Below are 20,542 nucleotides of genomic sequence, written 5' to 3' on the forward strand. Positions count from 1 at the left end.
CGCAGCCGCGCGGGCAGGCTGCGGTCACGGCAACAACAAGACAGGCGTATCTTGCCAAGTCTCCATGCCGGCCGCATCGAGGCCGGACAACATCGTCGTCTCCCTGCCTGCGCCGTAGCGAAAGCTTCTGACGGCCCCGGAACACCACCAACGCCACGCCAAGTCTTCACTGTCGCCTCGTCGCCGAACCATAATGGCGCCGGCAATTCGCGCTTGTCGCCTGCCTGCAAGCTCAATACCCTGAAGCAAATGCCCAGCCGCGCGAACGCCGCGACGAGCTGGCGACGGAACACTCATCAAAGGAGAATAGCATGACCCGCAAAGCGCTCTGGCTTTCGGCGACTTCGGCGTTTCTGGCAGTTTTCACCTTGGGCGCGCATGCCGAGGACCGTGTCGTCAACGTCTTCAACTGGTCCGACTATATCGACAGTTCGATCATCGACGACTTCACCAAGGAAACCGGCATCAAGGTCGTCTACGACACCTTCGATTCCAACGAGATCCTGGAAACGAAACTGCTCGCCGGCGGCAGCGGCTACGACGTCGTCGTGCCCAGCGGCAATTTCCTCGCACGCCAGATCCAGGCAGGTGTGTTCCAGAAGCTCGACAAATCGAAGCTGCCCAACATTTCCAACATGTGGGACACCGTTCTGGAACGAACCGCCAAATACGACCCCGGTAACGAATATTCGATCAACTACATGTGGGGCACGGTCGGGATCGGCTACAACATCAAGAAGGTGCAGGCAGCGCTCGGCACCGACAAGATCGACAGCTGGGATGTGTTCTTCAATCCGGAAAGTCTGGCCAAGCTGAAAGACTGCGGTGTCTATGTGCTCGACTCACCGGCCGACATCATACCGGCGGCGTTGAAATATCTTGGTCTCGACCCGAACAGCACGTCCGCCGACGATATTGCCAAGGCCGAAGAAGCCTTGCTGAAGGTCCGGCCCTATGTCCGCAAGTTCCACTCCTCCGAATATATCAACGCCCTGGCCAATGGCGACATCTGCCTGGCGGTCGGCTGGTCGGGTGACGTCTTCCAGGCCCGCAACCGCGCCGAAGAGGCCAAGCAGGGCGTCGAGATCGGCTACTCCGTGCCGAAGGAAGGTGCCCAGATGTGGTTCGACCAGATGGCGATCCCGGCCGATGCACCGCATGTCGCCGAAGCGCTTGAATTCCTGAACTACATGATGAAGCCCGAAGTGATCGCCAAATCGTCAAACTACGTTCTGTATGCCAACGGCAACAAGGCGTCGCAGCAGTTCATCGACAAGGCGATCCTGGAGGATCCGGCGATCTATCCGGACGCTGCCACCTTGCAGAAACTCTACACCGTTTCGCCTTACGACCCCAAGACCCAGCGCATCATCACCCGCACCTGGACTAAGATCGTCACCGGCCAATAACAACCTGACTAGGCCCCGGCAGCCGGCTGCCGGGGTCGCTTTTCGCGGGGCAAGCAGCAGGACGGAGTGGGACATGAAATCGCTTGGCAGCATCCGCAGGGATTTTGCGCCTTGGAACGATCCTAACGCCAAGCCATACATCCAGTTCGACAACGTCACCAAAAAATTCGGTGACTTCACTGCCGTCAACAATCTGTCGCTGACCATCTTCGAACGCGAATTCTTTGCCCTGCTCGGGGCCTCAGGCTGCGGGAAATCGACGCTGCTTAGGATGCTTGCCGGTTTCGAGGAGCCGACCGCCGGCCGCATCCTGCTCGACGGCCAGGATCTGCGCGGCATTCCGCCATACCGGCGGCCGGTCAACATGATGTTCCAGTCCTATGCGTTGTTCCCGCACATGACGGTCGAGAACAACATCGCGTTCGGCCTCAAGCAGGAAGGCATGGGCAAGGCCGATGTCGAAAAGCGCGTCGCTGAGATGCTGAGACTGGTCAAGCTCGAGCAGTTCGCCAAGCGCAAGCCGCACCAATTGTCCGGTGGCCAGCGCCAGCGCGTCGCACTGGCCCGCTCGGTCGCCAAGCGGCCGAAAGTCCTGCTGCTCGACGAGCCGCTTGGCGCACTGGACAAGAAGCTGCGCGAGGAAACCCAGTTCGAGCTGATGGACCTGCAGCAGAACCTCGGCCTCACCTTCGTCGTCGTCACCCATGACCAGGAAGAGGCGATGACGATGGCCGACCGCATCGCCATCATCGATAAGGGCGAGGTGATGCAGGTGGCGACGCCGGCCGAGGTCTACGAAGCGCCGGGCTCGCGCTTCGTCGCCGGCTTCGTCGGCAACGTGAATATGTTTGACGGCAAGATCGCGCGCGGCGAGGCCGGCAGCGCAAGCATCGATGCCGGCAACGGCATCACCATCCGCACCGACAACGCCGGCAGTGCCGCCGCAGGGACTGCCGTCACCTTCGCCATCAGGCCGGAGAAGATCAAAGTGTCGTCCACAAAACCGGCCGGTGCCGTCAACGCCATCGAGGGCGAGGTCTACGACATCGCCTATCTCGGCGACATGACCGTCTATCACGTCAGGCTGGATGACGGTCAGGTGGTGCGGGCGAGTACCATGAACGCGGCACGCCTCACCGAGGATCCGCTGAACTGGAACGACCGCGCCTGGGTTTCTTTCCGCCCCGACGCCGGCATCGTGCTGACGCGGTAGGCGACGATCATGTCCGCCGTCACCGCCCCAACAAGCCCTCCGGCAAGCGCTGCCGGCAAATCCGCCTTGGCCAGGCTGGGCGCGGCTTTCGTCGGCCGTCTCGTCATCATCATTCCCTATCTCTGGCTGCTGTTCTTCTTCCTCGTTCCCTTCATCATCGTCTTCAAGATTTCGCTGTCGCAGACGGCGATCGCCATGCCGCCCTACACTCCGGTGCTCGATTTCCGCGGCGGCATTTCCGGGTTCATCTCGGGGGTTGGCGCGCTCAATTTCGACAACTACATCTTGCTGACGCGGGATGCGCTCTACTTCAACGCCTATGTGACGAGTGTCATCGTCGCCGCCATCTCGACCGTCCTGACATTGCTGATCGGCTATCCCATAGCCTATGGCATGGCACGCGCTCCGGCGACGATCCGTCCGACCTTGCTGATGCTGGTGATACTGCCGTTCTGGACCTCGTTCCTGATCCGTGTCTACGCCTGGATCGGCATCCTCAAGCCCGAGGGCCTGCTCAATCAGCTGCTGCTCGCCACCGGCATCATCAGCCAACCGCTGATCATCCTCAACACCTACACGGCGATCTTCATCGGCATCGTCTACTCCTATCTGCCGTTCATGGTGCTGCCGCTCTATTCGTCGCTTGAGAAAATGGATTATTCGCTGATCGAGGCGGCCAAGGATCTCGGCTGCCCGCCGACCAGCGCCTTCTGGAAGATCACCTTCCCGCTGTCGCTGCCCGGCGTCATCGCCGGCTGCCTGCTGGTTTTTATTCCCGCCGTCGGCGAGTTCGTTATTCCCGACCTGCTCGGCGGCTCGCAGACGCTGATGATCGGCAGGACGCTGTGGAATGAGTTCTTTGCCAACCGCGACTGGCCGGTGTCGTCCGCCGTTGCCGTCATCCTGCTGCTGCTGCTGATCGTGCCGATCATGATCTTCCAGCGAGCCCAGGCGCGCGCCCAGGAGCAGGACAAATGAACGCCACCTGGAGCCGCTTTAATATCACCTCGATCGTGCTCGGCTTTGCCTTTCTTTACCTGCCGATCGTCCTGCTCGTCGTGTTCTCTTTCAACGAGTCGAAGCTGGTCACTGTCTGGGGCGGCTTCTCGACGAAATGGTACGTCTCGCTGTTCCACAATCAGGGTCTGATGGACGCCACCTGGGTGACGGCGCGCGTGGGCGTCATCTCGGCCACCGTGGCCACCGTGCTCGGCACGCTGGCGGCGCTCGCCTTGACGCGCTACACGCGCTTTCGCGGCCGGCTGCTGTTTTCCGGCATGGTCTTTGCGCCGCTGGTCATGCCGGAAGTCATCACCGGCCTGTCGCTGTTACTGCTCTTCGTCGCCGTGGGCCTCGACCGCGGCTTTCTCACGGTGACGCTTGCCCACACCACGCTGACCATGTGCTTCGTCGCGGTGGTGGTCCAGTCGCGCCTGATCACGTTTGATCGTTCGCTGGAAGAGGCCGCGATGGACCTCGGTGCGCCACCCGTGAGGACCTTCTTCCAGATCACGCTGCCGGTCATCATGCCGGCGATCGTCTCCGGCTGGATGCTGGCCTTCACGCTTTCACTCGACGATTTGGTCATTGCCAGCTTCACCTCGGGTCCCGGCGCCACGACGCTGCCGATGAAGATCTACAGTCAGGTTCGCCTCGGCGTGACGCCGGAAATCAACGCGGCCTGCACCATCCTGATCGCCGTCGTCGCCGTCGGCGTGATCATCGCTTCGCTCGCAAACAAACGCCGCGAGGTGCAGCGCCAGCGCGACGAGCAGGCGGCGCAGCGAGGTTGAGTTCTTGCTGCCTACTCGCCTGAAACGCCGCGACTTATCGGCGAGATGAACGGCGTGCTCCACGTGCCGCCGACGAAGAACGACGACTGCTTGGGCGCCTGGCCGTTCGTCTGCGTGGCAGCCTGGCTCGGCTGGACGATGCCGCCGGACAGCGCCAACCCGCGTCCGGCATAGGATGCGATGCCGGAAAGCCAGATCTTGTATTGCGCGGAATTCACCTCGGCCTTGTCGATGCGCGCCACGCCGTTCGAAACGCTCGCCTTGAGTTCGGCCCCGTCGATCGGCAGCGTTCCGTCCGAGACGTCGTCGAGCGCGAAGAATCCGCCCTGTTCGGTGTGCTTGAGGAACGCCGGCAGGTTAAGCCGGCTCAGCGCACCCGCGCCGAACGTCGCGGACAGCGAGCCATTGGCGTTTTCGAAAATGGAGTCCCAGGTTCTGCCCGGCCCCTTGAGGATGACCGAAACGGTTCCGGTGCCGATCGGCACCAGACGCGTCATCCCGGCTGCGGTGCCGAAAGCGCCGCCGTCGATATCGGAAGCAAGCAGCCGGATCTCGACTTCCGTGCCGGCGGGCTTGCGGTCGAAACGGACGCTGCTCTGGATGTTGCCGCCAAAGGCGGATGCATCGGAGATGTCGAAGACGGCGAGGCCATTCTTGACCTGTGCGGTGGCGGCGACGTCGGCAAGCTGGATTGCGCCTGCCGTGGCATGCGCGGCCGACAGCCTGAGATCGAGATTGATCCGGTCGGCGAAGCTTGTGTCGATTTCGCCCGGGCCGGCGGCGCCGGCGGATGGCACGGGCGTAAAGGCCGAGAGAAACGATCTGAGGTCGAGCGTATCGAAGGCAAGTGTGCCGGAGATCACCGGCAGTGTCTCGCCGTAGGTGAAGTCCAGCGCGCCCATTCCGGGGTTGTTGTCGAGGGTTAGGGCCGTGTTTTCGAACTTGATGCGTCCGTCCGTCGCCGTGATCTTGCTCGAAACCGAGATCGAGCCGATTGCGGCACCGGGCGCGATGCCGGCCTGCGACCATTCGAGCACACGTCTCAGCGAAGGTGCGGCAAATTTTGCCTGGCCGTCGAAATAGCCATTCTCTGACATGCTGGCCAAGCCGTCGAATGAAAAGCTGGCAGGCGCCGCCTTGAAGGAAAAGGTGACAGGTGCTGCGCCGCCGCCAAACAGCACCAGCGGGTTCGGCGATGCGGCATCGACGGCAACGCTTTCGCCGCGCCATATCCCGGTCGCCGATAGCGTCGCATTGCTGTTCATCGCGGCCCAATTCGCCTGGCCGCTCAGGCTGCTCAATATCTCCTGGTCCTTGCCGCCGATGGCAGCCACCACGCGGCCGTCCCGGAACTCGACCGTGCCGAACGGATCTGCCGGCAGCTTGCCAAGATCCGGCTTGGCGGGATTTGTATTGATCACCGCGCGGGCAGCGTCGATCGAACGCGTAATGCGTCCGCCGGTAGGAATCGCAGGCAGGAAAAACCCACTCGCGCTACGCTGAACCCTGATCGTCGGCCGCACCAGCCGCGCCGTTGAAAACACCACGTCGCCCCGCAGCGCCGCCATCGCCGAGAGGTCGACCTCGACCCGTTCGGCCTCGACCACAGGCGGCGCATCCGTCTCTGTCCATTGCGACAGCGTCACGTCGCTCAGGATCGCCCGGAAATTCGGCCAGACCTCGATCCGCGGCGCGCCATCGATGGTGACCCTGAAACCGCTCCAAGCGCTCATTTCCCACGCGATGCGGTCACGCACGATGCGGGTCGAGGCGATCAACGGCAAAGCTGCGACAACCAGCGCGATGACGATGACGGCTGCGCCGATCGCCCATATTCCGCGTCGGATCAAAGGTGATGGCATATCGCCCCGTATGCTTCCATTCCGACAAAATCGCCCGACGGGTGTAACCGACGGCTGACGCATTTCAAGTCTTTATGGCCCGGCGATGGCATTTGCGCACACCCGGGCCGGCCCGGTCCAACAAAATCTTGCTCTGCTGCATCGCGATATGCATAAGCGATGCCAATGCATGTCGCCCAAAAGTGCGCAGCGGTTTTGGGATAAACGACATGCATAACGACAAAAGTTTAAAGCGCGTCGCGTGAATCTCTTCAAACGTGACGTGCTTTAAGGAGGAACAATGGATGGCTGACGACGCACCGCTCTGGACCCCGACGCAAGAGCAGATCGACGCTGCGCCGATGACCGCCTTCATGAACGCCGCGGCGGCCAGGTCCGGCAAGGCTTTCTCCTCCTATGCCGAACTGCATCGCTGGTCGATCGATGACCGCGAGACCTTCTGGAGCCTGGTCTGGGGCTTTTGCGGCATCGTCGGCGATAAGGGCGAACGCGTGCTGGTCGATGGCGACAAGATGCCCGGCGCGACCTTCTTCCCTGACGCGAAGCTGAACTTCGCCGAGAATCTCCTGAAGAAAACCGGGCTTGGCGACGCAATCGTCTTTCGCGGCGAGGACAAGGTCGAGCGGCGGCTGTCCTGGAACGAGCTGCATGCGCTGACCTCGCGCCTGCAGCAGCTTTTCCTGTCGCTCAAGGTGAAGAAGGGCGACCGAATCGCCGCGATGATGCCCAATATGCCGGAGGCCGTTGCAGCGATGCTGGCTGCCGCCTCGATCGGCGCCGTCTGGTCGTCCTGCTCTCCAGATTTCGGCGAGCAGGGGGTTCTCGACCGGTTTGGCCAGATCGAGCCCGTCGTGTTCATCGCGCCGGACGGCTACTGGTACAATGGCAAGGCGATCGAAGTCGCCGACAAGATCGCGGCCGTAGCGGGCAAGCTCGCCACCGTGCGCAAAGTCCTCATTGTCGACTATCTCGGCACCTCGCTCGACGTCGCGGCGACCATCGACAAGGCGGCTGCGCTGGAGGAGGCGCTGTCACCCTTTGCCGCCAGGCCTGTCAGTTACGAAAGGCTGCCGTTTTCGCATCCGCTCTACATCCTGTTTTCGTCGGGCACGACCGGCATCCCTAAATGCATCGTCCATTCGGCCGGCGGAACGCTGATCCAGCACGTCAAGGAAGAACGGCTGCATGCCGGTCTGCTCGACGGCGACCGCCTCTTCTATTTCACCACCTGCGGCTGGATGATGTGGAATTGGCTGGTGTCGGGCCTGGCGTCGGGTGCCACCTTGCTGCTCTATGACGGCTCGCCTTTCTACCCGGACGGCAATGCGCTGTTCGACTTCGCCGATGCCGAGAAGATGACGTATTTCGGCACCTCGGCCAAATTCATCGATTCCGTGCGCAAGGCCGGCCTGAAGCCGATCCACACGCATGATCTTTCCAGCGTGCGCGCCATATCCTCGACCGGCTCGCCGCTGTCGCCGGAAGATTTCCGTTTCGTCTATGAAGGCATCAAGAAGGACGTGCATCTCGCCTCGATCTCCGGCGGCACCGATATCGTCTCCTGCTTCGTGCTCGGCGTGCCGATCGAACCGGTATGGACCGGCGAGATCCAGGGGCCGGGGCTCGGCCTTGCCGTCGATGTCTGGGACGATGACGGCCGCCCGCTCCGCCAGGAGAAGGGCGAGCTCGTCTGCACCAAGGCGTTTCCGGCAATGCCGATCGGCTTCTGGAACGACCCCGAGGACAAAAAGTACAAAGCCGCCTATTTCGAACGTTTCGACAATGTCTGGTGCCACGGCGATTTCGCCGAATGGACCGCCCATGGCGGCCTGATCATCCATGGCCGTTCCGACGCCACGCTCAATCCGGGCGGTGTCAGGATCGGCACGGCGGAGATCTACAACCAGGTGGAGCAGATGCCGGAAATCCTCGAAGCGCTATGCATCGGCCAGGATTTCGACAATGACGTTCGCGTCGTACTGTTCGTGCGGCTGGCGGCCGGCGTTGAGCTCGACGCCGAGCTGGAAAAACGCATCCGCACCAAAATCCGCACCGGGGCGAGCCCACGCCACGTGCCGGCCAAGATCGTCGCCGTCGGCGATATACCGCGCACCAAATCGGGCAAAATCACCGAGCTCGCGGTTCGCGATATGGTGCATGGCCGCGCCATCAAGAACAAGGAAGCGCTCGCCAATCCCGAAGCACTCGAGCTGTTCCGCAACCTGCCGCAGCTTGCCGACTGAGCCGGATCCAAACTGAGAGCCGGTTTGGCGTCTGCCTCTCCGGCGTGGTTAACGAAATGTCTCTGCGGAATTTACCTAGATTTCATGAGTGGTACACATTGGTAAATTTTCGGACGCGCGGGTAAGGATTTGTTAAGGCCCGGCATCGATAGTCGTGCGTAACTTGAGGGAGAAATCCCGTTCCTCTAGCCCCCAGAGGATCTGATTCGCTCAAGCCCCCGTTGTGACAGCAATTCTATCATTCAAGGCGTCCTGTTGGACGCCTTTTTCTTTGGGCAGCCATAGACCTAACCGGCCAGCACGCGGGTCGAGGGAAAGGCGACTTCGACCAGGGTTCCCTCGCCGGGCGTCGAGTTGATGGTGAACCTGGCACGGTTCGCTTCGACCATCGCCTTCGTCAGCGGCAGCCCAAGACCGGTGCCGTCGCCGCGGCCGCGCTTCAGCGCGTTGATCTGCTTGAACGGCTTCAGCGCCTGCTCGATCTCGGACTGGCTCATGCCGATGCCGGTATCGCGCACGCGCATGACGACGTCGCCGGAGATCTCGTAGGCCGTCGACACGATCACCTGCCCGCCGGCCTGCGTATAGCGGACGGCGTTCGACAGGATGTTGAGCGCGATCTGCCGCACGCTGCGCAGATCGGCCACCACTTCCGGCAGCCGCGAGGCGAAGCTGGAGCGGATGATGACGCGTTCCCGATTGGCTTGCGGCTGCATCATCGCCACGGTTTCGGCTAGCGTGTCGTTGAGCGACACCGCCTCATAGGCCATCTCCTGCTGGCCGGCCTCGATTTTCGAAATGTCGAGCAGATCGTTGACCAGATCGAGCACGTGGTTGCCCGAACGATTGATGTCGCGCAGATAGTCGCGATAGCGGTCATTGGCCACCGGCCCGAATTTCTCGTCCACCATCAGCTCGGAAAAGCCGATGATAGCATTGAGCGGCGTGCGGATCTCGTGGCTGATGCGGGCCAGAAAATCAGTCTTCTGCGACGAGGCGCGCTCGGCGACCGCGCGTGCCTGGGTCAGATCCTCTTCGGCCCGCTTCCACTGGGTGATGTCGCGCACCACCGCGCAGAAGCCGCTGTCGTTGGGCAGCCTGCCGATGGTCATGAACAGTGGAATGAAGCGCCCCTGCGCCTCGCGTCCGATTACCTCGCGGCCATCGTTCATCACGCTTGCCACGCCGGGCTCCGACAGCCCGTCGAGATAGTCGCGCGCCGCGCGCTGGCTCTCGATCGCAAACAGCGAGACGAACGGTTTGCCGGTCACCTCGTCGCTGTCGAAGCCGAACAGCGCTTCCGCCGGACGGCTAATTGAACGGATCGTTCCGTTACGGCTGATCAGCACGACGCCGTCGGTGGCAGTGTCGATGATGGTGCGCATTTCGGCGATGCGCGCCTTGAGCTCGGAAACATCCGGCTGCGTTTGGTCGTCGGCGGCGCCATGTGGAATGGCTGCTGCTTCGTCGTCGCCGGAACGGCGTACGACCAGCATCAGCGCCTTGCCGTTCCGCCAGGGGACGGAGCGTAAAATCGCGTCGATCGCAAACTCCTGACCGTCGCGAGTCTTCAGCCGCAGTGCATGATCGCTGCCGTCGGAACTGCCGTCGTCGTCATAAGGATCGGCAAACAGCGCGCCGAGCCCGCCGGCCTCGTCCAGCGCGTCCAGCGTCGCATAGCCTGTCAAGCCGAGGAATTCCTCGTTCGCGTAATGCAGGTGGTCGCCGGAATGGATAAGCAACGGCACCGGCAGCTTGCCGAGGATCGAGGTATCCGGCCCCTTGTTGTCCTCTCCGGCGGCAAACGCCGACGGCACGAAGCCGTCGAGTTTGAGCGGTGGTGCCTGCGGTCGCTCGATTGGCGCCGCCGGGCCGGCATCGTCGTCGGCGGCTTCGCTGTCATCGGACCAATCTTCGCTGTCCTCGGCGTCGCGGAAATCTTCGGCCGTCATGCTGTCGTCGTCTTCGCCATCCCGCGGCGCCTCGGCGACGATCGTTGGACGGTTCGTGCTGGGCTCGACGCCTTCCTGCGCTTCGTCGCTGGGTTCGCGGTCGGCATAGTCGAGCAGCGACCCGGAGGCCGGGCGTGTGACGGGTTCGCCGGCTTGCGTCTCTTCTGCCGTCTCATCGGGCTGCTCGCCGTCGAGCCGGGCAAGGTCCTTCTGGTCCTCCGCATCAGCCTCGGGCGGTTCAGCGGCAGCTGCCTCGCTTTCCGGACCTGGCGCTGGCATTTCACCCATGTCCGTCGGACCAGCTTTCAGCTTTGGCTCGTCGGCCTTGCCGGTTGCCTCGACTTTGGTCTCGGCCTCCGCAGCCGGCTTTGGCTTCCGGGCGCTCGGCCGCTGGTCTGCCGGCTTTTCGGCCGGGGTGCTGTCCTTCTTGAGACGCTCGCCAATCTCGCGAAACGCGCTGCGTTCCAGCGTCGACAGGCCCTTGTCGTTGGCCGGCTGCCGGTGCTCGGCCAGCCGGATCACCTTGTCGGCAAAGCGCCGCTCTGGTCTTGGCACGATGGTCAGCGCCGGCACTTCGCCCCGGAACGGATCGGCGGGTTTCGGTGTCTCGGGGGCAGGTTCAACGGCTTCCGGCGCGACGGGCACGGCAGGTTCGCCGTCGGCGACAAGGGCCATACCGACCGCGTCCGGATCGACCACCGCATCGCCGCTGCGGGCAACGCCGAAACCGCGAAAGCCTTCGAAAACCCGGCTGCGGCTGTAAACCGGGAGCGCCGCCAGATCGACGGGTATCTTCAGATCGGTGCCACCGACCGGCCACAGCACGGAGCGGCCGGACCAGGTGTCGCGCCGTTCGAGCAGGCCGGCGATCTCGCCTGAAGCATCGAGGCCGTAGGCGGCCGAAACGTCCTCGAAGCGGCGGCCGATCACGTCGGCGGCAGGCTTGCCGACGAGTTCGGCAAATTCCGGCGACAAGGCACTGAACCGGCCCTCTGCGTCGGTACGCCAGACGAAACGCATGGGCGCAGCCGTGCGGTCGATCGCCGGGGCGGGGCGTTCGGCCGGGGAGGCGGCTTTGGTGGCTCGTGCAGCACTTTCCTGCGAAGCATCCGAGCCGGCCTGCGAAGCATCGGGGCCGGTTGGTGTCTCGACTTCGCCGGGCACACGGACCTGCGCGTCGTCGCCGGCATTGAAGTACCAATGGTCATGCTGCGTCGGCGTTTCGCCAACCGTGTGCTGATTGTCGGCCAAGTCGGGAGGCTCGTGCTCCGCCGCTGCGGAGGTGCCTTCGTTCGCTGGGCCGATCTCCGCCGCACCCATCCCGGCGATTGGCGGCTCGTTGTCCTGGTCCGTCGACTGGGGAAGATCGCCACCGCTCGGTGCCGCTGCTGCTTCGCTGCCGGTTTCCGCGCCGGCGCGCTCGCCAACAAGGGCCTCGCCGTCAAGCCGGTCCTCGTCGATCACCACCAGCAGGTGCCGCTCGTCCGTCAGCCGGGCAAAGCCCGCCGGATAGGAGCTGGATCCGCCCGGAACCAGGCGCTTGACGATGCGGTCGCTCTCGTTTGCCACGTCGGCGACAAGGGCAGCCAGCGTCTCAGGCCGGATGCCGAGCGACGAAAAGCCGTCCGACGCGGCGTCGATATTGCCCTTGGCGTCGACAAAGGCGATGTAGTGGCCGTCTTCGGTAAAGCCGCTGATGGCGCGATCGGCGATCTCGGCCGCGCTGCGCGAGCCGGCCTGCGCCCCCGGTAGCGCCAGCATGATTGCTTCCTCGCCATCGGGCATTGTCACTGCGCTGGCCAAGAAGCCGACCGCGCGGCTGGTCAGGCCGGTCGCCAGTCGGACCGTGATGGCACGGTCGCGGCCGACCTGCGGAAAACCGCTGGTTGCCATGATCTGGCGCCTGGCGATCAGCGGCAATCCTGTCGAGGCGCCGATGATCGCTCCGATGTCCGGATAGCCGAATACCGCAGCCCCGGGGCCGTTGGCCCAGATCACCTGCTCGAGATCTGCCGACAGAATGGCGATCGCGTCGCCGGCGGCGAAGCGCAGGCGGACCGCGTCGAGCACGGCGACATCGAGGAAGGAGTAGTTTTCAGCCGGCATGCGCTTGGCGACCCTCACAGAGCGGGCAATTTGCGGTTAACGCTTTGTTAATAAAAGCCGGCGGCGCGAAGGTCCACAAGTCATAGCGTGCAACCAGCGGAATCTCTGGGCGCGTGGTTAACGCCGCGAGACAAATAATCTATGGTGCGATGCAACAAACATGTTGCAACGCACAAAATTTGCCTTTATATTGCCATGATAGATGAACGAGACGGCTTTCTGTCAAAGCCGCTGCCGATGAAAAGGATGGAAAATGTCCAGGACCAAGACTGCCGACACGATCGAAAACGTTGAATTCCCGAGCTTCGACGCTTCCAAGGCCACCGACCAGATCCGCGCCTTCGCCGAAAAAGGCGTCGAGCAGTCGAAAGAGGCCTATGCCAAGCTGAAGACCGGCGCCGAGGAGACCCAGAAAGCGCTGGAGTCGACCTACGAGACCGCCAAGACCGTGTCCAGCGACCTGTCGCTCAAGACCATTGCCGCTCTGCGCGCCAATGCCGAAGCCGGGTTCTCACATTTCGAAGCCCTGATCGGCGCCAAGTCGCTGTCGGAAGTCGTCGAGCTGCAGACAGCATTCCTGCGCAAACAGGTCGAAATGACCGTCGAGCAGGCCAAGGACTTCCAGGCCGTTGCTGCCAAGGCGGCCGAGGACGTATCCAAGCCGATCAAGACCGCCTTCGAAAAGGCCGTGAAAGAAATTAAGATCGCCTAATATTTGGACACAGTTTGACGATGCATCAAAAGGTCGCATTTCGTCAGACAAATAGATGTGCGATATAGTCGTTCAAACGAATACCCGGCGAGTGGAACCTCCTCCCTCTGCTCACCGGGGTAACCAGCCAGCACCTCCTCCCGCTGGCTCGTAACAGGAAAAGGCCGGCACCTCCTCCCGCCGGCCTTTTCTTTGTCCGGCGAAAGCTTGCGCTGGGAGACGATCTTTTACTACAGCGCCGCGCGCCCTCTTGGATGCGCAAAAGACGCCGCAGAACTTTGGATTTGCGCATGATCCTTTCCGAAAATCGAAACTGATTTTCGGGATCATGCGCCGTCAAAAGCCTTGAATTAAGCTCCGATAGCCCGTATGGACGCATCGCCGAACGACAGAGCGGGTCCCGGAGAATAAACGTTCCGTCTGGATCTCGCTCAGGCAAGCGTGCCGTTGTAGCTCAGATGGTTAGAGCGCCGGATTGTGGATCCGGAGGTCGCTGGTTCGATCCCAGCCAACGGTACCATCAGCTTTCAGCTACATTTCTGACTGGCAAAATATCGCTAAAGCGGTCTTTACGATCCGGTCGCGGTCACCCGCGATTCCGCGCCTGACGCGTGCCGCGCAGGTGATCCACGAGAGCTCGCAGCTTCGGCGCGATATTCCGCCGGCTGGGGAAATAAAGATAGAAGCCCGCAAACGGCGGGAAGTAGCCGTCAAGGATTGGCACAAGCTCGCCGCGGTCGATCCAGGGGCGGAATGTGTCCGCCATGCCAAACGTGATCCCGGCGCCCGCAACAGCCAGCCGGATCATCAGCCACATGTCGTTGGTCGTGATCTCGGGCGCAACAGCCACGTCGAACTCGCGCCCGTCCTCGCCAAACTCCCAGCGATAAGGCGAAACTCCGGGCGCCGGCCGCCAGCCAATACAACGATGGGCCACAAGCTCACGCGGATGAGCGGGGGCTCCGAACCGGTTGAGATAGCGCGGCGCGCCGACGGCCATCTGTCGCTGATCGCCCGATACCGGCACGGCGATCATGTCCTGCTCGATCACTTCGCCGAGTCTCACCCCGGCATCATAGCCTTCGGCCACGATATCGAACTCCTCGTCGGTGACCACAATGTCCAGATGCACCTCGGGAACGTTTCCGTGAAGGACGCCAGCAACGGTCCTGACAGGAACGCCTCTGCGATCGATGAAACCGCGATCCGCAGCAGGCCGCGCGGGTGGTCCAGAAACTCCGTAGTGGCTTCGACTGCCGCGTTCACGTCGGCGATCGCCGGTGCGACGCTCGCCAGCAGTCGTTCACCCGCTTCGGTCAGGTTTACGCTGCGTGTCGTGCGCTGCAGCAATGCGATCCCCAGACGCTGTTCAAGCCTAAGGATGCCCTGGCTTACCGCCGAGCGCGTCACGCCCAGGCGGTCTGCCGCAGCGCGAAAATTGCGTTCCTCAGCCACGGTGACAAAGACGGCAATTGCATTGAGATCGACGTCCATTGGTTAGCAACACTTACCTTAGAGGTTAACAATAGGCGGGTTATCGCGACAATGCCATGCTCCTATCTCTGTCGCAACGGCAAGAAGGCTTGATCGTCTCGATCCAAACCGATGCCGGCTGACAAAGGAGATCCCATGACATCACTGCCTTCTTCCTGGAACCTGGATGGAAAAATCGCCCTCGTGACGGGCGCGGCACGCGGCATCGGTCGCTGCACCGCGGAGCTGCTGCGTGCCCGGGGTGCCCGGATCGTGGCAAGCGATCTCAGCGACACTGTACGTGAATTGGAAGCCGAGGATGTGGCAACCCTGGTCGGCGATGTCGCCGACGAGGATCTGGCGAGACGCTCGGTCGAGTTCGCGGCGAAGCGTTTCGGACGCCTCGATCGTCGTGAACAACGCCGGTCGTACGCTCAACAAACGTCTGACGGAGACCTCCGTCGACGACTATGACCGCATTCTGCAGATCAATGCGCGCGGCAGCTTCGTCACCGCCCGTGCCGCAGTGGAATTGATGGCCGCCGGTGGCGGCGGCGCGATCGTCAATGTCTCATCGATTTCGGCGGTTGCGGCCTTCGAGACGCAGGCGGCCTATGCCTCCTCCAAGGCGGCTGTCGCACAGCTGACCAAGGTGATCGCGATCGAATACGGGCGCATGGGCATTCGCTGCAACGCCGTTGCCCCTGGCGTGATCGAAACCGACATCATGGAAGGTGTGGTGGAGAATGGGCGGGAGATGCTGCGAAGCTTTGGCAACGCACATCCGATCGGCCGGATCGGGCAGCCGGAAGAAGTTGCCGAGAGCATCGTCTTTCTTGCCTCGCCGGCGTCCAGCTTCATTACCGGGACCCTGCTTCTGGTCGACGGCGGCTACACCGCCCAATGAAACGCAACCCTACCATCAGACCGGCGCGCTGCAGGATCTTAATCGCACGCCTACCCTTCACATCGTGAAAATACTCACAGGATTTCTGGAACCGAAAGGATCATTTTCATGACCATGGACAAAGTTGTTCTGATCACCGGTGCCTCCAGCGGCATCGGTGCTGGCATCGCCCGCGAACTTGGCGCGGCAGGTGCAAAGCTGATCCTCGGCGCGCGGCGTACCGACCGCCTTGAAGCTCTCGCGGCCGAGATCGAGGCGGCTGGTGGAACGGTTCGTGTGCGAGCGCTCGATGTCACCAAGAGGGCAGATGTCGCAGCGTTCGCCGATGCCGCCCGGGCCGAATGGGGCCGGGTCGATGTCATGATCAACAATGCGGGCGTCATGCCGCTGTCGGCCATGGCCGCGATGAAGGTTGGCGAATGGGAGCTGATGGTGGACGTCAACATCAAAGGTGTTCTGTATGGCATCGCGGCGGTCCTGCCCGAGATGACGGCACGCGGCTCTGGCCACATCATCAATATCGGCTCCATCGGAGCACTGGCCGTCTCGCCCACGGCTGCCGTCTATTGTGCAACGAAATACGCTGTCCGCGCGATTTCCGATGGGCTCCGCCAGGAGTGTGACGATATCCGCGTAACCTGCATTCATCCTGGCGTGGTTGAAAGCGAGCTGGCGAACACGATCACCGACCAAGCCGCCGCCACTGCCATGAAAACGTGGCGGGCAATTGCCCTGCAACCCGACGCCATCGCCCGAGCTGTGCGCTACGCAATCGAACAACCCGACGATGTCGACGTCAACGAGATCGTCGTGCGTCCGACGAAGGCGGCGCATTGATGCGGCCCCGTTTGGCCGCAGTGCTCGCTTGTGTTGCAATCGCTGCTGCGCCAGTAGGGCTGGCCCTGTTGTTAACTCCAATTCTTGCAGAGGAACCGATGACGCACCAAGATCATCCCTACGTCGGAATGTGGATCACCGAGGATCGCCATGTCCGGCACGAACTCCTGCCGAACGGCCGTTATGACGAAGCGCGCGGTGACCGCGAGAGCGCCTACCGGGGACGCTATCAAGTAGAGGGCAACCACATAGAATACTGGGACGATACGGGCTTCACCGCAGATGGTGAGTTCGTCGAAGGCGTTCTCTATCATGGCGGGATGATCCTTTATCGCCAGCGGTAGAGAGCCACCCTGAGACAAGCACTTCAGGGTTCCACCGTTACGGTTGCGCGGTATTTGATCGAAGTGCCGCCGCTCTTTTCCTCGGACACCGCCCCACTTGCCAGGAAGCTATTGCACGCCTTGCATGAGGCGCTCAGCAGTTTGCACTGCAAGGCTCGCCGCACCACATATCTCCCGGCAAGCGCGGCGGAAAGAAGCAGGATCGCGAGCGGAGTCGACATTGCAAAGGGTTGTCACTATATAGCGGCGGCTTTGACGGCTCGCCTCTTACGTGGTGCCGGCGAGAGCGCGGTAAATGTGCTAGTCATTGCGACATCTATTGTGATCCAAAACGGCTTGAAAACCAAAAAAAAGCAAATAGAAACAATAGCGCGGGTCGAACGAGTTTCGTCGAGAGAATCAGTCCTCAAGAACCAGAACGTGCTCCTTGAACCCTCCATTCCCTTCAGCTCTGTGGACCTCGGACAAGTTCGGCTTGCCGGGCGAAGCCGACTCGGCTCGAATGGCAGCACGCATCTTTTCCAAGATGCCGACGTTTATGATTACCAACCGGCATAGCCGCTAGGGAACAGCAGTATGAGTGAACACGCGATCGAGTTCTTGCGCGGGTGGATTGGCGAAAAAGTCCATTGCCAGCCCTCGCCAGCCAGAATCGAGAAGCAGGCCGAGACCCTCGCCAGGGAATGTGCGGCCAAGGCTGCCGAAGCCGGCATACCCCTGGAGGATATCCAGGAAGAGGTCGGCGACATTCAGGAGCTCATTGCTTCGAGGCTCGAAGAGGCGGCCGAGGCCGACCAGGACGAGCAGAATTCCAACAAGCCTGCCGGCTGACGGACCGCCCCCCGGCAAAACCGGCCGGGCGACCATTGGCTGTCTGATGCAGTTGCGCGGTCTATCGCCGCGCAGCCTTGCCAAATCTCTCCGTGAGCCACTCTGTCGGCAATGCCGGCACGAAATTGCCGTCGCGCCCGGTCATGTCTTCATTGGCGACCAGCGCGTTGAGGATTGCTTCCTCCACGCTCTGAACGACGGCGTCGAAGAACGGGTTGATGTCGGCATCCGGTATGTAGCCGGCGCTGACCAATTTGCCCGCCGCGCCGCGCGCCGCGTCGGGATTGGCCGTGCTGAAGGCCAGAAAGATATCGCCGGACGTATTGTATCCATAGCCGCCGGTCAGCGCCACGCCGAGCGGCACGCGTTTTGCCAGTCTTTTCAACTGATGCGGCATGAATGGCGCATCGGTGGCGACGATCGCGATGATCGAGCTCTTTTCCGCTCGCGGCGTGTTGTCCCGGACCGCCGGTTCGGCGAGTTCCGCTTCGGTCCTGACGCCACGGATGACGAGGTTCCGCCTTGCACCGAAATTCGACTGGACGAAGCAGCCGATCGTGACACGCTCTCCGTTCCAGTCGACGCTGCGCGAGGATGTCCCCGATCCCGCCTTGAAGCCGAAGGTGATCATGCCGGTGCCGCCGCCGACGCTGCCCTCTTCGATCGGCCCGCTTTCAGCCGTCTCGAGCGCCGAAAACACGTGCTCGAAGCTTACATGATGGCCGTTGATGTCGTTGAGGAAGCCGTCATAAGTCTCGCCCGCCACCGGCAGCGCCCAGGCGCTGTCGAGCGATTGCGGCAGCACCTTCTGTATCCAGCGCAGCGTTGCGTCGCGGCTGACGCCGCAGGAATGCGTGTTGGTGATGGTGATGGGAAGATTGAACGCTCCGAGTTCTTCTATCAGATGCGAGCCGGTCAGTTCGCCATTGCCATTGGCGCTGAACACGCCGGCGAACGCCGGGACGGCCAACTCGCCTCTGGGCCGTGGCAGGATCGCGGTCACGCCGGTGCGCACCGGACCTTTGCCGACAACGAGCGGCCCGTCCCCCGAGATCAGCGTCGTATAGCCGACTGTCACGCCAGGCACATCGGTGATGGCGTTTAAAGGCCCTGGCGTGCCTTCGAACGGGATCGCGAAGGCGCGTGCACGCAGTTTGCCCGAGGGCGTCGCAAGATGCGGGTCGGTCATTTCGTCCTCAGAAAGCAAGCCTTGGTCGTCCTTAGAAAAGCGAACCTTGGCCGCCCGGCGCCTTGAGCTTGGCCGCGGACTTGGCAACCGTCTTCGGCCGCGCCGTGCCACTGATGGCGACGGCATCCGCGGTGCCGTCGGCGAACTCCAGCGAAAGTGCCATTCCCGACGCGACTTCCGCCGCATGCTTGACCACCGCGCCGTCCGCATCCTTGACCAGCGCGAAGCCTCGCGCCAGCACGGCCTTATGCGACAGCGTCGCCAGCAGCCGGTCGGCCTGCGTCAGTCTTCCACGCAGACGGTCCAGCCGTCTCGAAATCGCGTGGTCCTGCCGTCGCGTCAGGGCCAGCAGGGCATCGCCTTGCAGTTTCTGCCGTCTTGCGATCGGCGCCGGTGACAGTCTGGTGGCGGTGCGCGAAAACCGCGCTCGCCGCTCGCGCACGATGGCAAAGAACGCCGCTTGCGCACGGGCGAGGTCGCGGCGGGTCAGCGTGCGGGCTTCGTTCATCCGCCGCGACAAGGTGGCCGGCGTCAGCCGCTGCCCCAGAAGCCTGGCCCGCTTGCGCTCGACGCTGACCGACAGCGCCCGGCCGAGCCGGCTCGTCGCCTCGTCGAAGCGCCGCCGCGGCAGCGCCAGCAACTGGTCGGGCGAGGGCAGCGCACGGGCGGCCGCGCGTGCTGCCTGCCGCTTGCGTTCGAAATTGCGCGACACCGCGGTCTTCAGCCGTGCGCCAAGGCCGGCAAGCGTCGCTTCGAGGTCGACTTTGACCGGTACGGCGATTTCGGCAGCGCCTGTCGGCGTCGGCGCCCGCACATCCGCCGCCAGATCGATCAGCGTCCAGTCGGTCTCGTGGCCGACCGCCGAAATCACTGGAATGCCCGAAGCCGCGACGGCCCGGGCGAGCGCTTCGTCGTTGAACCCCCAGAGGTCCTCCAGGCTGCCGCCGCCGCGCGCCACGATCAACAGGTCGGGCCGCGGGATGGCGCCGTCCCACGGCAGTGCGTTGAAGCCGTTGACGGCAGCGGTCACCTCCGCACCCGCCGTCTCGCCCTGCACCCGCACCGGCCAGACGAGTACGTGCAGCGGAAACCGGTCCTTGATGCGGTGGATGATGTCGCGAATGACGGCGCCTGTCGGCGAGGTGACCACGCCGATGACGCGCGGCATGAAAGGCAGCAGGCGCTTGCGGGCCGCGTCGAACAGCCCTTCGGCCTGCAGCCGGCGCTTGCGCTCTTCCAGCAGCGCCATCAGCGCACCGGCACCGGCCGGTTCGAGATTGTCGATAACGATCTGGTAGTTGGACTTTCCGGGATAGGTGGTGAGCCTGCCGGTGGCGATCACCTCCATGCCTTCCTCGGGACGGAATTTCAGCCGGCTCATCGTGGTCTTCCACACCACGGCATCGAGCCGCGCGCGATCGTCCTTCAGGCAGAAATAGGCATGGCCGGAGGAATGCGGTCCGCGATAGCCGGAAATCTCGCCGCGCACCCGTACATTGCCGAAGACGTCCTCGACCGTGCGCTTAAGCGCGCCGGAAATCTCGCTCACCGTATATTCGGTGGCGTTGGTGCGTGATTCGGATGCTGCGTCGCTCATCGGCCGATTGGGGGACTGTTGTTGGCCGGCGTCAAGGCGGCCGTGTTCGATGTCCGCCCCAATTGCGCGATCCT

The 20,542-nt window shown here is 62.7% G+C and carries 13 protein-coding genes, 1 tRNA gene and 2 pseudogenes; 11 read left to right on the forward strand and 5 right to left on the reverse strand.

What is annotated here, in order from left to right; translation table 11 throughout:
- The first annotated feature begins 311 nt into the window (after positions 1-311).
- The 4 genes from NKJ94_RS16005 (at position 312) to NKJ94_RS16020 (ending at position 4,415) form a co-directional block, all read left to right on the forward strand.
- Positions 312-1,409 (forward strand): polyamine ABC transporter substrate-binding protein, encoded by a 1,098-nt coding sequence (locus NKJ94_RS16005; RefSeq protein ID WP_352526333.1) that lies wholly within the window; start codon positions 312-314, stop codon positions 1,407-1,409.
- Positions 1,410-1,482: 73 nt separating this feature from the next.
- On the forward strand, positions 1,483-2,622 hold the full coding sequence (locus tag NKJ94_RS16010; RefSeq protein WP_352526334.1) for an ABC transporter ATP-binding protein: 1,140 nt from the start codon (positions 1,483-1,485) through the stop codon (positions 2,620-2,622).
- Between the two features lie 9 nt (positions 2,623-2,631).
- On the forward strand, positions 2,632-3,600 hold the full coding sequence (locus NKJ94_RS16015) for an ABC transporter permease subunit (RefSeq protein WP_352526335.1): 969 nt from the start codon (positions 2,632-2,634) through the stop codon (positions 3,598-3,600).
- Positions 3,597-4,415: an ABC transporter permease gene (locus NKJ94_RS16020; RefSeq protein WP_352526337.1), complete on the forward strand. Its 819-nt coding sequence runs from the start codon at positions 3,597-3,599 to the stop codon at positions 4,413-4,415. The genes NKJ94_RS16015 and NKJ94_RS16020 overlap by 4 nt, the downstream gene beginning before the upstream one ends.
- Before the next feature lie 11 nt (positions 4,416-4,426).
- Here the strand turns inward: NKJ94_RS16020 and NKJ94_RS16025 are convergent, their stop codons facing one another.
- Entirely contained in the window at positions 4,427-6,277 is a 1,851-nt protein-coding gene (locus NKJ94_RS16025; RefSeq protein ID WP_352526338.1) for an AsmA family protein, read from the reverse strand.
- Positions 6,278-6,561: 284 nt separating this feature from the next.
- Here NKJ94_RS16025 and NKJ94_RS16030 point away from each other — a divergent pair, with 284 nt between their 5' ends.
- A complete protein-coding gene (locus NKJ94_RS16030) occupies positions 6,562-8,520 on the forward strand; it encodes an acetoacetate--CoA ligase (RefSeq protein ID WP_352526339.1) in 1,959 nt (652 codons plus the stop codon).
- Positions 8,521-8,807: 287 nt separating this feature from the next.
- Here NKJ94_RS16030 and NKJ94_RS16035 read toward each other — a convergent pair whose 3' ends face one another.
- Positions 8,808-12,578: a PAS domain S-box protein gene (locus NKJ94_RS16035; RefSeq protein WP_352526340.1), complete on the reverse strand. Its 3,771-nt coding sequence runs from the start codon at positions 12,576-12,578 to the stop codon at positions 8,808-8,810.
- 253 nt (positions 12,579-12,831) lie between these two features.
- Here NKJ94_RS16035 and NKJ94_RS16040 point away from each other — a divergent pair, with 253 nt between their 5' ends.
- Together NKJ94_RS16040 and NKJ94_RS16045 are read left to right on the forward strand one after the other, a co-directional pair.
- Complete coding sequence (locus NKJ94_RS16040; protein ID WP_352526342.1) at positions 12,832-13,290, forward strand: phasin; 459 nt, start codon at positions 12,832-12,834, stop codon at positions 13,288-13,290.
- Positions 13,291-13,733: 443 nt separating this feature from the next.
- Positions 13,734-13,810, forward strand: a tRNA-His gene (locus NKJ94_RS16045).
- Between the two features lie 66 nt (positions 13,811-13,876).
- Here NKJ94_RS16045 and NKJ94_RS16050 read toward each other — a convergent pair.
- Positions 13,877-14,784: pseudogene (locus NKJ94_RS16050) on the reverse strand (LysR family transcriptional regulator).
- A gap of 135 nt (positions 14,785-14,919) precedes the next feature.
- On the opposite strand from NKJ94_RS16050, the pseudogene NKJ94_RS16055 reads away from it, so the two are divergent.
- The 4 genes and pseudogenes from NKJ94_RS16055 to NKJ94_RS16070 all read left to right on the forward strand — a co-directional run bounded on the left by NKJ94_RS16055 (position 14,920) and on the right by NKJ94_RS16070 (position 17,682).
- Positions 14,920-15,670: pseudogene (locus NKJ94_RS16055) on the forward strand (SDR family NAD(P)-dependent oxidoreductase).
- A 108-nt stretch (positions 15,671-15,778) separates the two neighbouring features.
- Complete coding sequence (locus NKJ94_RS16060) at positions 15,779-16,507, forward strand: SDR family oxidoreductase (protein ID WP_352526343.1); 729 nt, start codon at positions 15,779-15,781, stop codon at positions 16,505-16,507.
- A complete protein-coding gene (locus tag NKJ94_RS16065; RefSeq protein WP_352526415.1) occupies positions 16,507-16,851 on the forward strand; it encodes an Atu4866 domain-containing protein in 345 nt (114 codons plus the stop codon). The genes NKJ94_RS16060 and NKJ94_RS16065 overlap by 1 nt, the downstream gene beginning before the upstream one ends.
- 576 nt (positions 16,852-17,427) lie before the next feature.
- The gene (locus tag NKJ94_RS16070; RefSeq protein ID WP_023719384.1) at positions 17,428-17,682 is read left to right on the forward strand and encodes a DUF768 domain-containing protein; all 255 of its coding nucleotides are present in this window, start codon (positions 17,428-17,430) and stop codon (positions 17,680-17,682) included.
- Between the two features lie 61 nt (positions 17,683-17,743).
- Here the strand turns inward: NKJ94_RS16070 and NKJ94_RS16075 are convergent, their stop codons facing one another.
- Together NKJ94_RS16075 and xseA are read right to left on the reverse strand one after the other, a co-directional pair.
- On the reverse strand, positions 17,744-18,871 hold the full coding sequence (locus tag NKJ94_RS16075; RefSeq protein ID WP_352526344.1) for a DmpA family aminopeptidase: 1,128 nt from the start codon (positions 18,869-18,871) through the stop codon (positions 17,744-17,746).
- 31 nt (positions 18,872-18,902) lie between these two features.
- Positions 18,903-20,468 (reverse strand): exodeoxyribonuclease VII large subunit, encoded by a 1,566-nt coding sequence (gene xseA, locus NKJ94_RS16080; RefSeq protein WP_352526345.1) that lies wholly within the window; start codon positions 20,466-20,468, stop codon positions 18,903-18,905.
- Between the last annotated feature and the right edge of the window lie 74 nt (positions 20,469-20,542).

Source organism: Mesorhizobium sp. M0060, from assembly GCF_040323155.1.
Classification (GTDB): domain Bacteria; phylum Pseudomonadota; class Alphaproteobacteria; order Rhizobiales; family Rhizobiaceae; genus Mesorhizobium.

What these genes read in the sequence shown, in the direction of transcription:
- NKJ94_RS16005 (WP_352526333.1), top strand. Translation starts at nt 312, where the DNA reads ATGACCCGCAAAGCGCTCTGGCTTTCGGCGACTTCGGCGTTTCTGGCA.
- NKJ94_RS16010 (WP_352526334.1), top strand. Translation starts at nt 1,483, where the DNA reads ATGAAATCGCTTGGCAGCATCCGCAGGGATTTTGCGCCTTGGAACGAT.
- NKJ94_RS16015 (WP_352526335.1), top strand. Translation starts at nt 2,632, where the DNA reads ATGTCCGCCGTCACCGCCCCAACAAGCCCTCCGGCAAGCGCTGCCGGC.
- NKJ94_RS16020 (WP_352526337.1), top strand. Translation starts at nt 3,597, where the DNA reads ATGAACGCCACCTGGAGCCGCTTTAATATCACCTCGATCGTGCTCGGC.
- NKJ94_RS16025 (WP_352526338.1), bottom strand. Translation starts at nt 6,277, where the DNA reads ATGCCATCACCTTTGATCCGACGCGGAATATGGGCGATCGGCGCAGCC.
- NKJ94_RS16030 (WP_352526339.1), top strand. Translation starts at nt 6,562, where the DNA reads ATGGCTGACGACGCACCGCTCTGGACCCCGACGCAAGAGCAGATCGAC.
- NKJ94_RS16035 (WP_352526340.1), bottom strand. Translation starts at nt 12,578, where the DNA reads ATGCCGGCTGAAAACTACTCCTTCCTCGATGTCGCCGTGCTCGACGCG.
- NKJ94_RS16040 (WP_352526342.1), top strand. Translation starts at nt 12,832, where the DNA reads ATGTCCAGGACCAAGACTGCCGACACGATCGAAAACGTTGAATTCCCG.
- NKJ94_RS16060 (WP_352526343.1), top strand. Translation starts at nt 15,779, where the DNA reads ATGACCATGGACAAAGTTGTTCTGATCACCGGTGCCTCCAGCGGCATC.
- NKJ94_RS16065 (WP_352526415.1), top strand. Translation starts at nt 16,507, where the DNA reads ATGCGGCCCCGTTTGGCCGCAGTGCTCGCTTGTGTTGCAATCGCTGCT.
- NKJ94_RS16070 (WP_023719384.1), top strand. Translation starts at nt 17,428, where the DNA reads ATGAGTGAACACGCGATCGAGTTCTTGCGCGGGTGGATTGGCGAAAAA.
- NKJ94_RS16075 (WP_352526344.1), bottom strand. Translation starts at nt 18,871, where the DNA reads ATGACCGACCCGCATCTTGCGACGCCCTCGGGCAAACTGCGTGCACGC.
- xseA (WP_352526345.1), bottom strand. Translation starts at nt 20,468, where the DNA reads ATGAGCGACGCAGCATCCGAATCACGCACCAACGCCACCGAATATACG.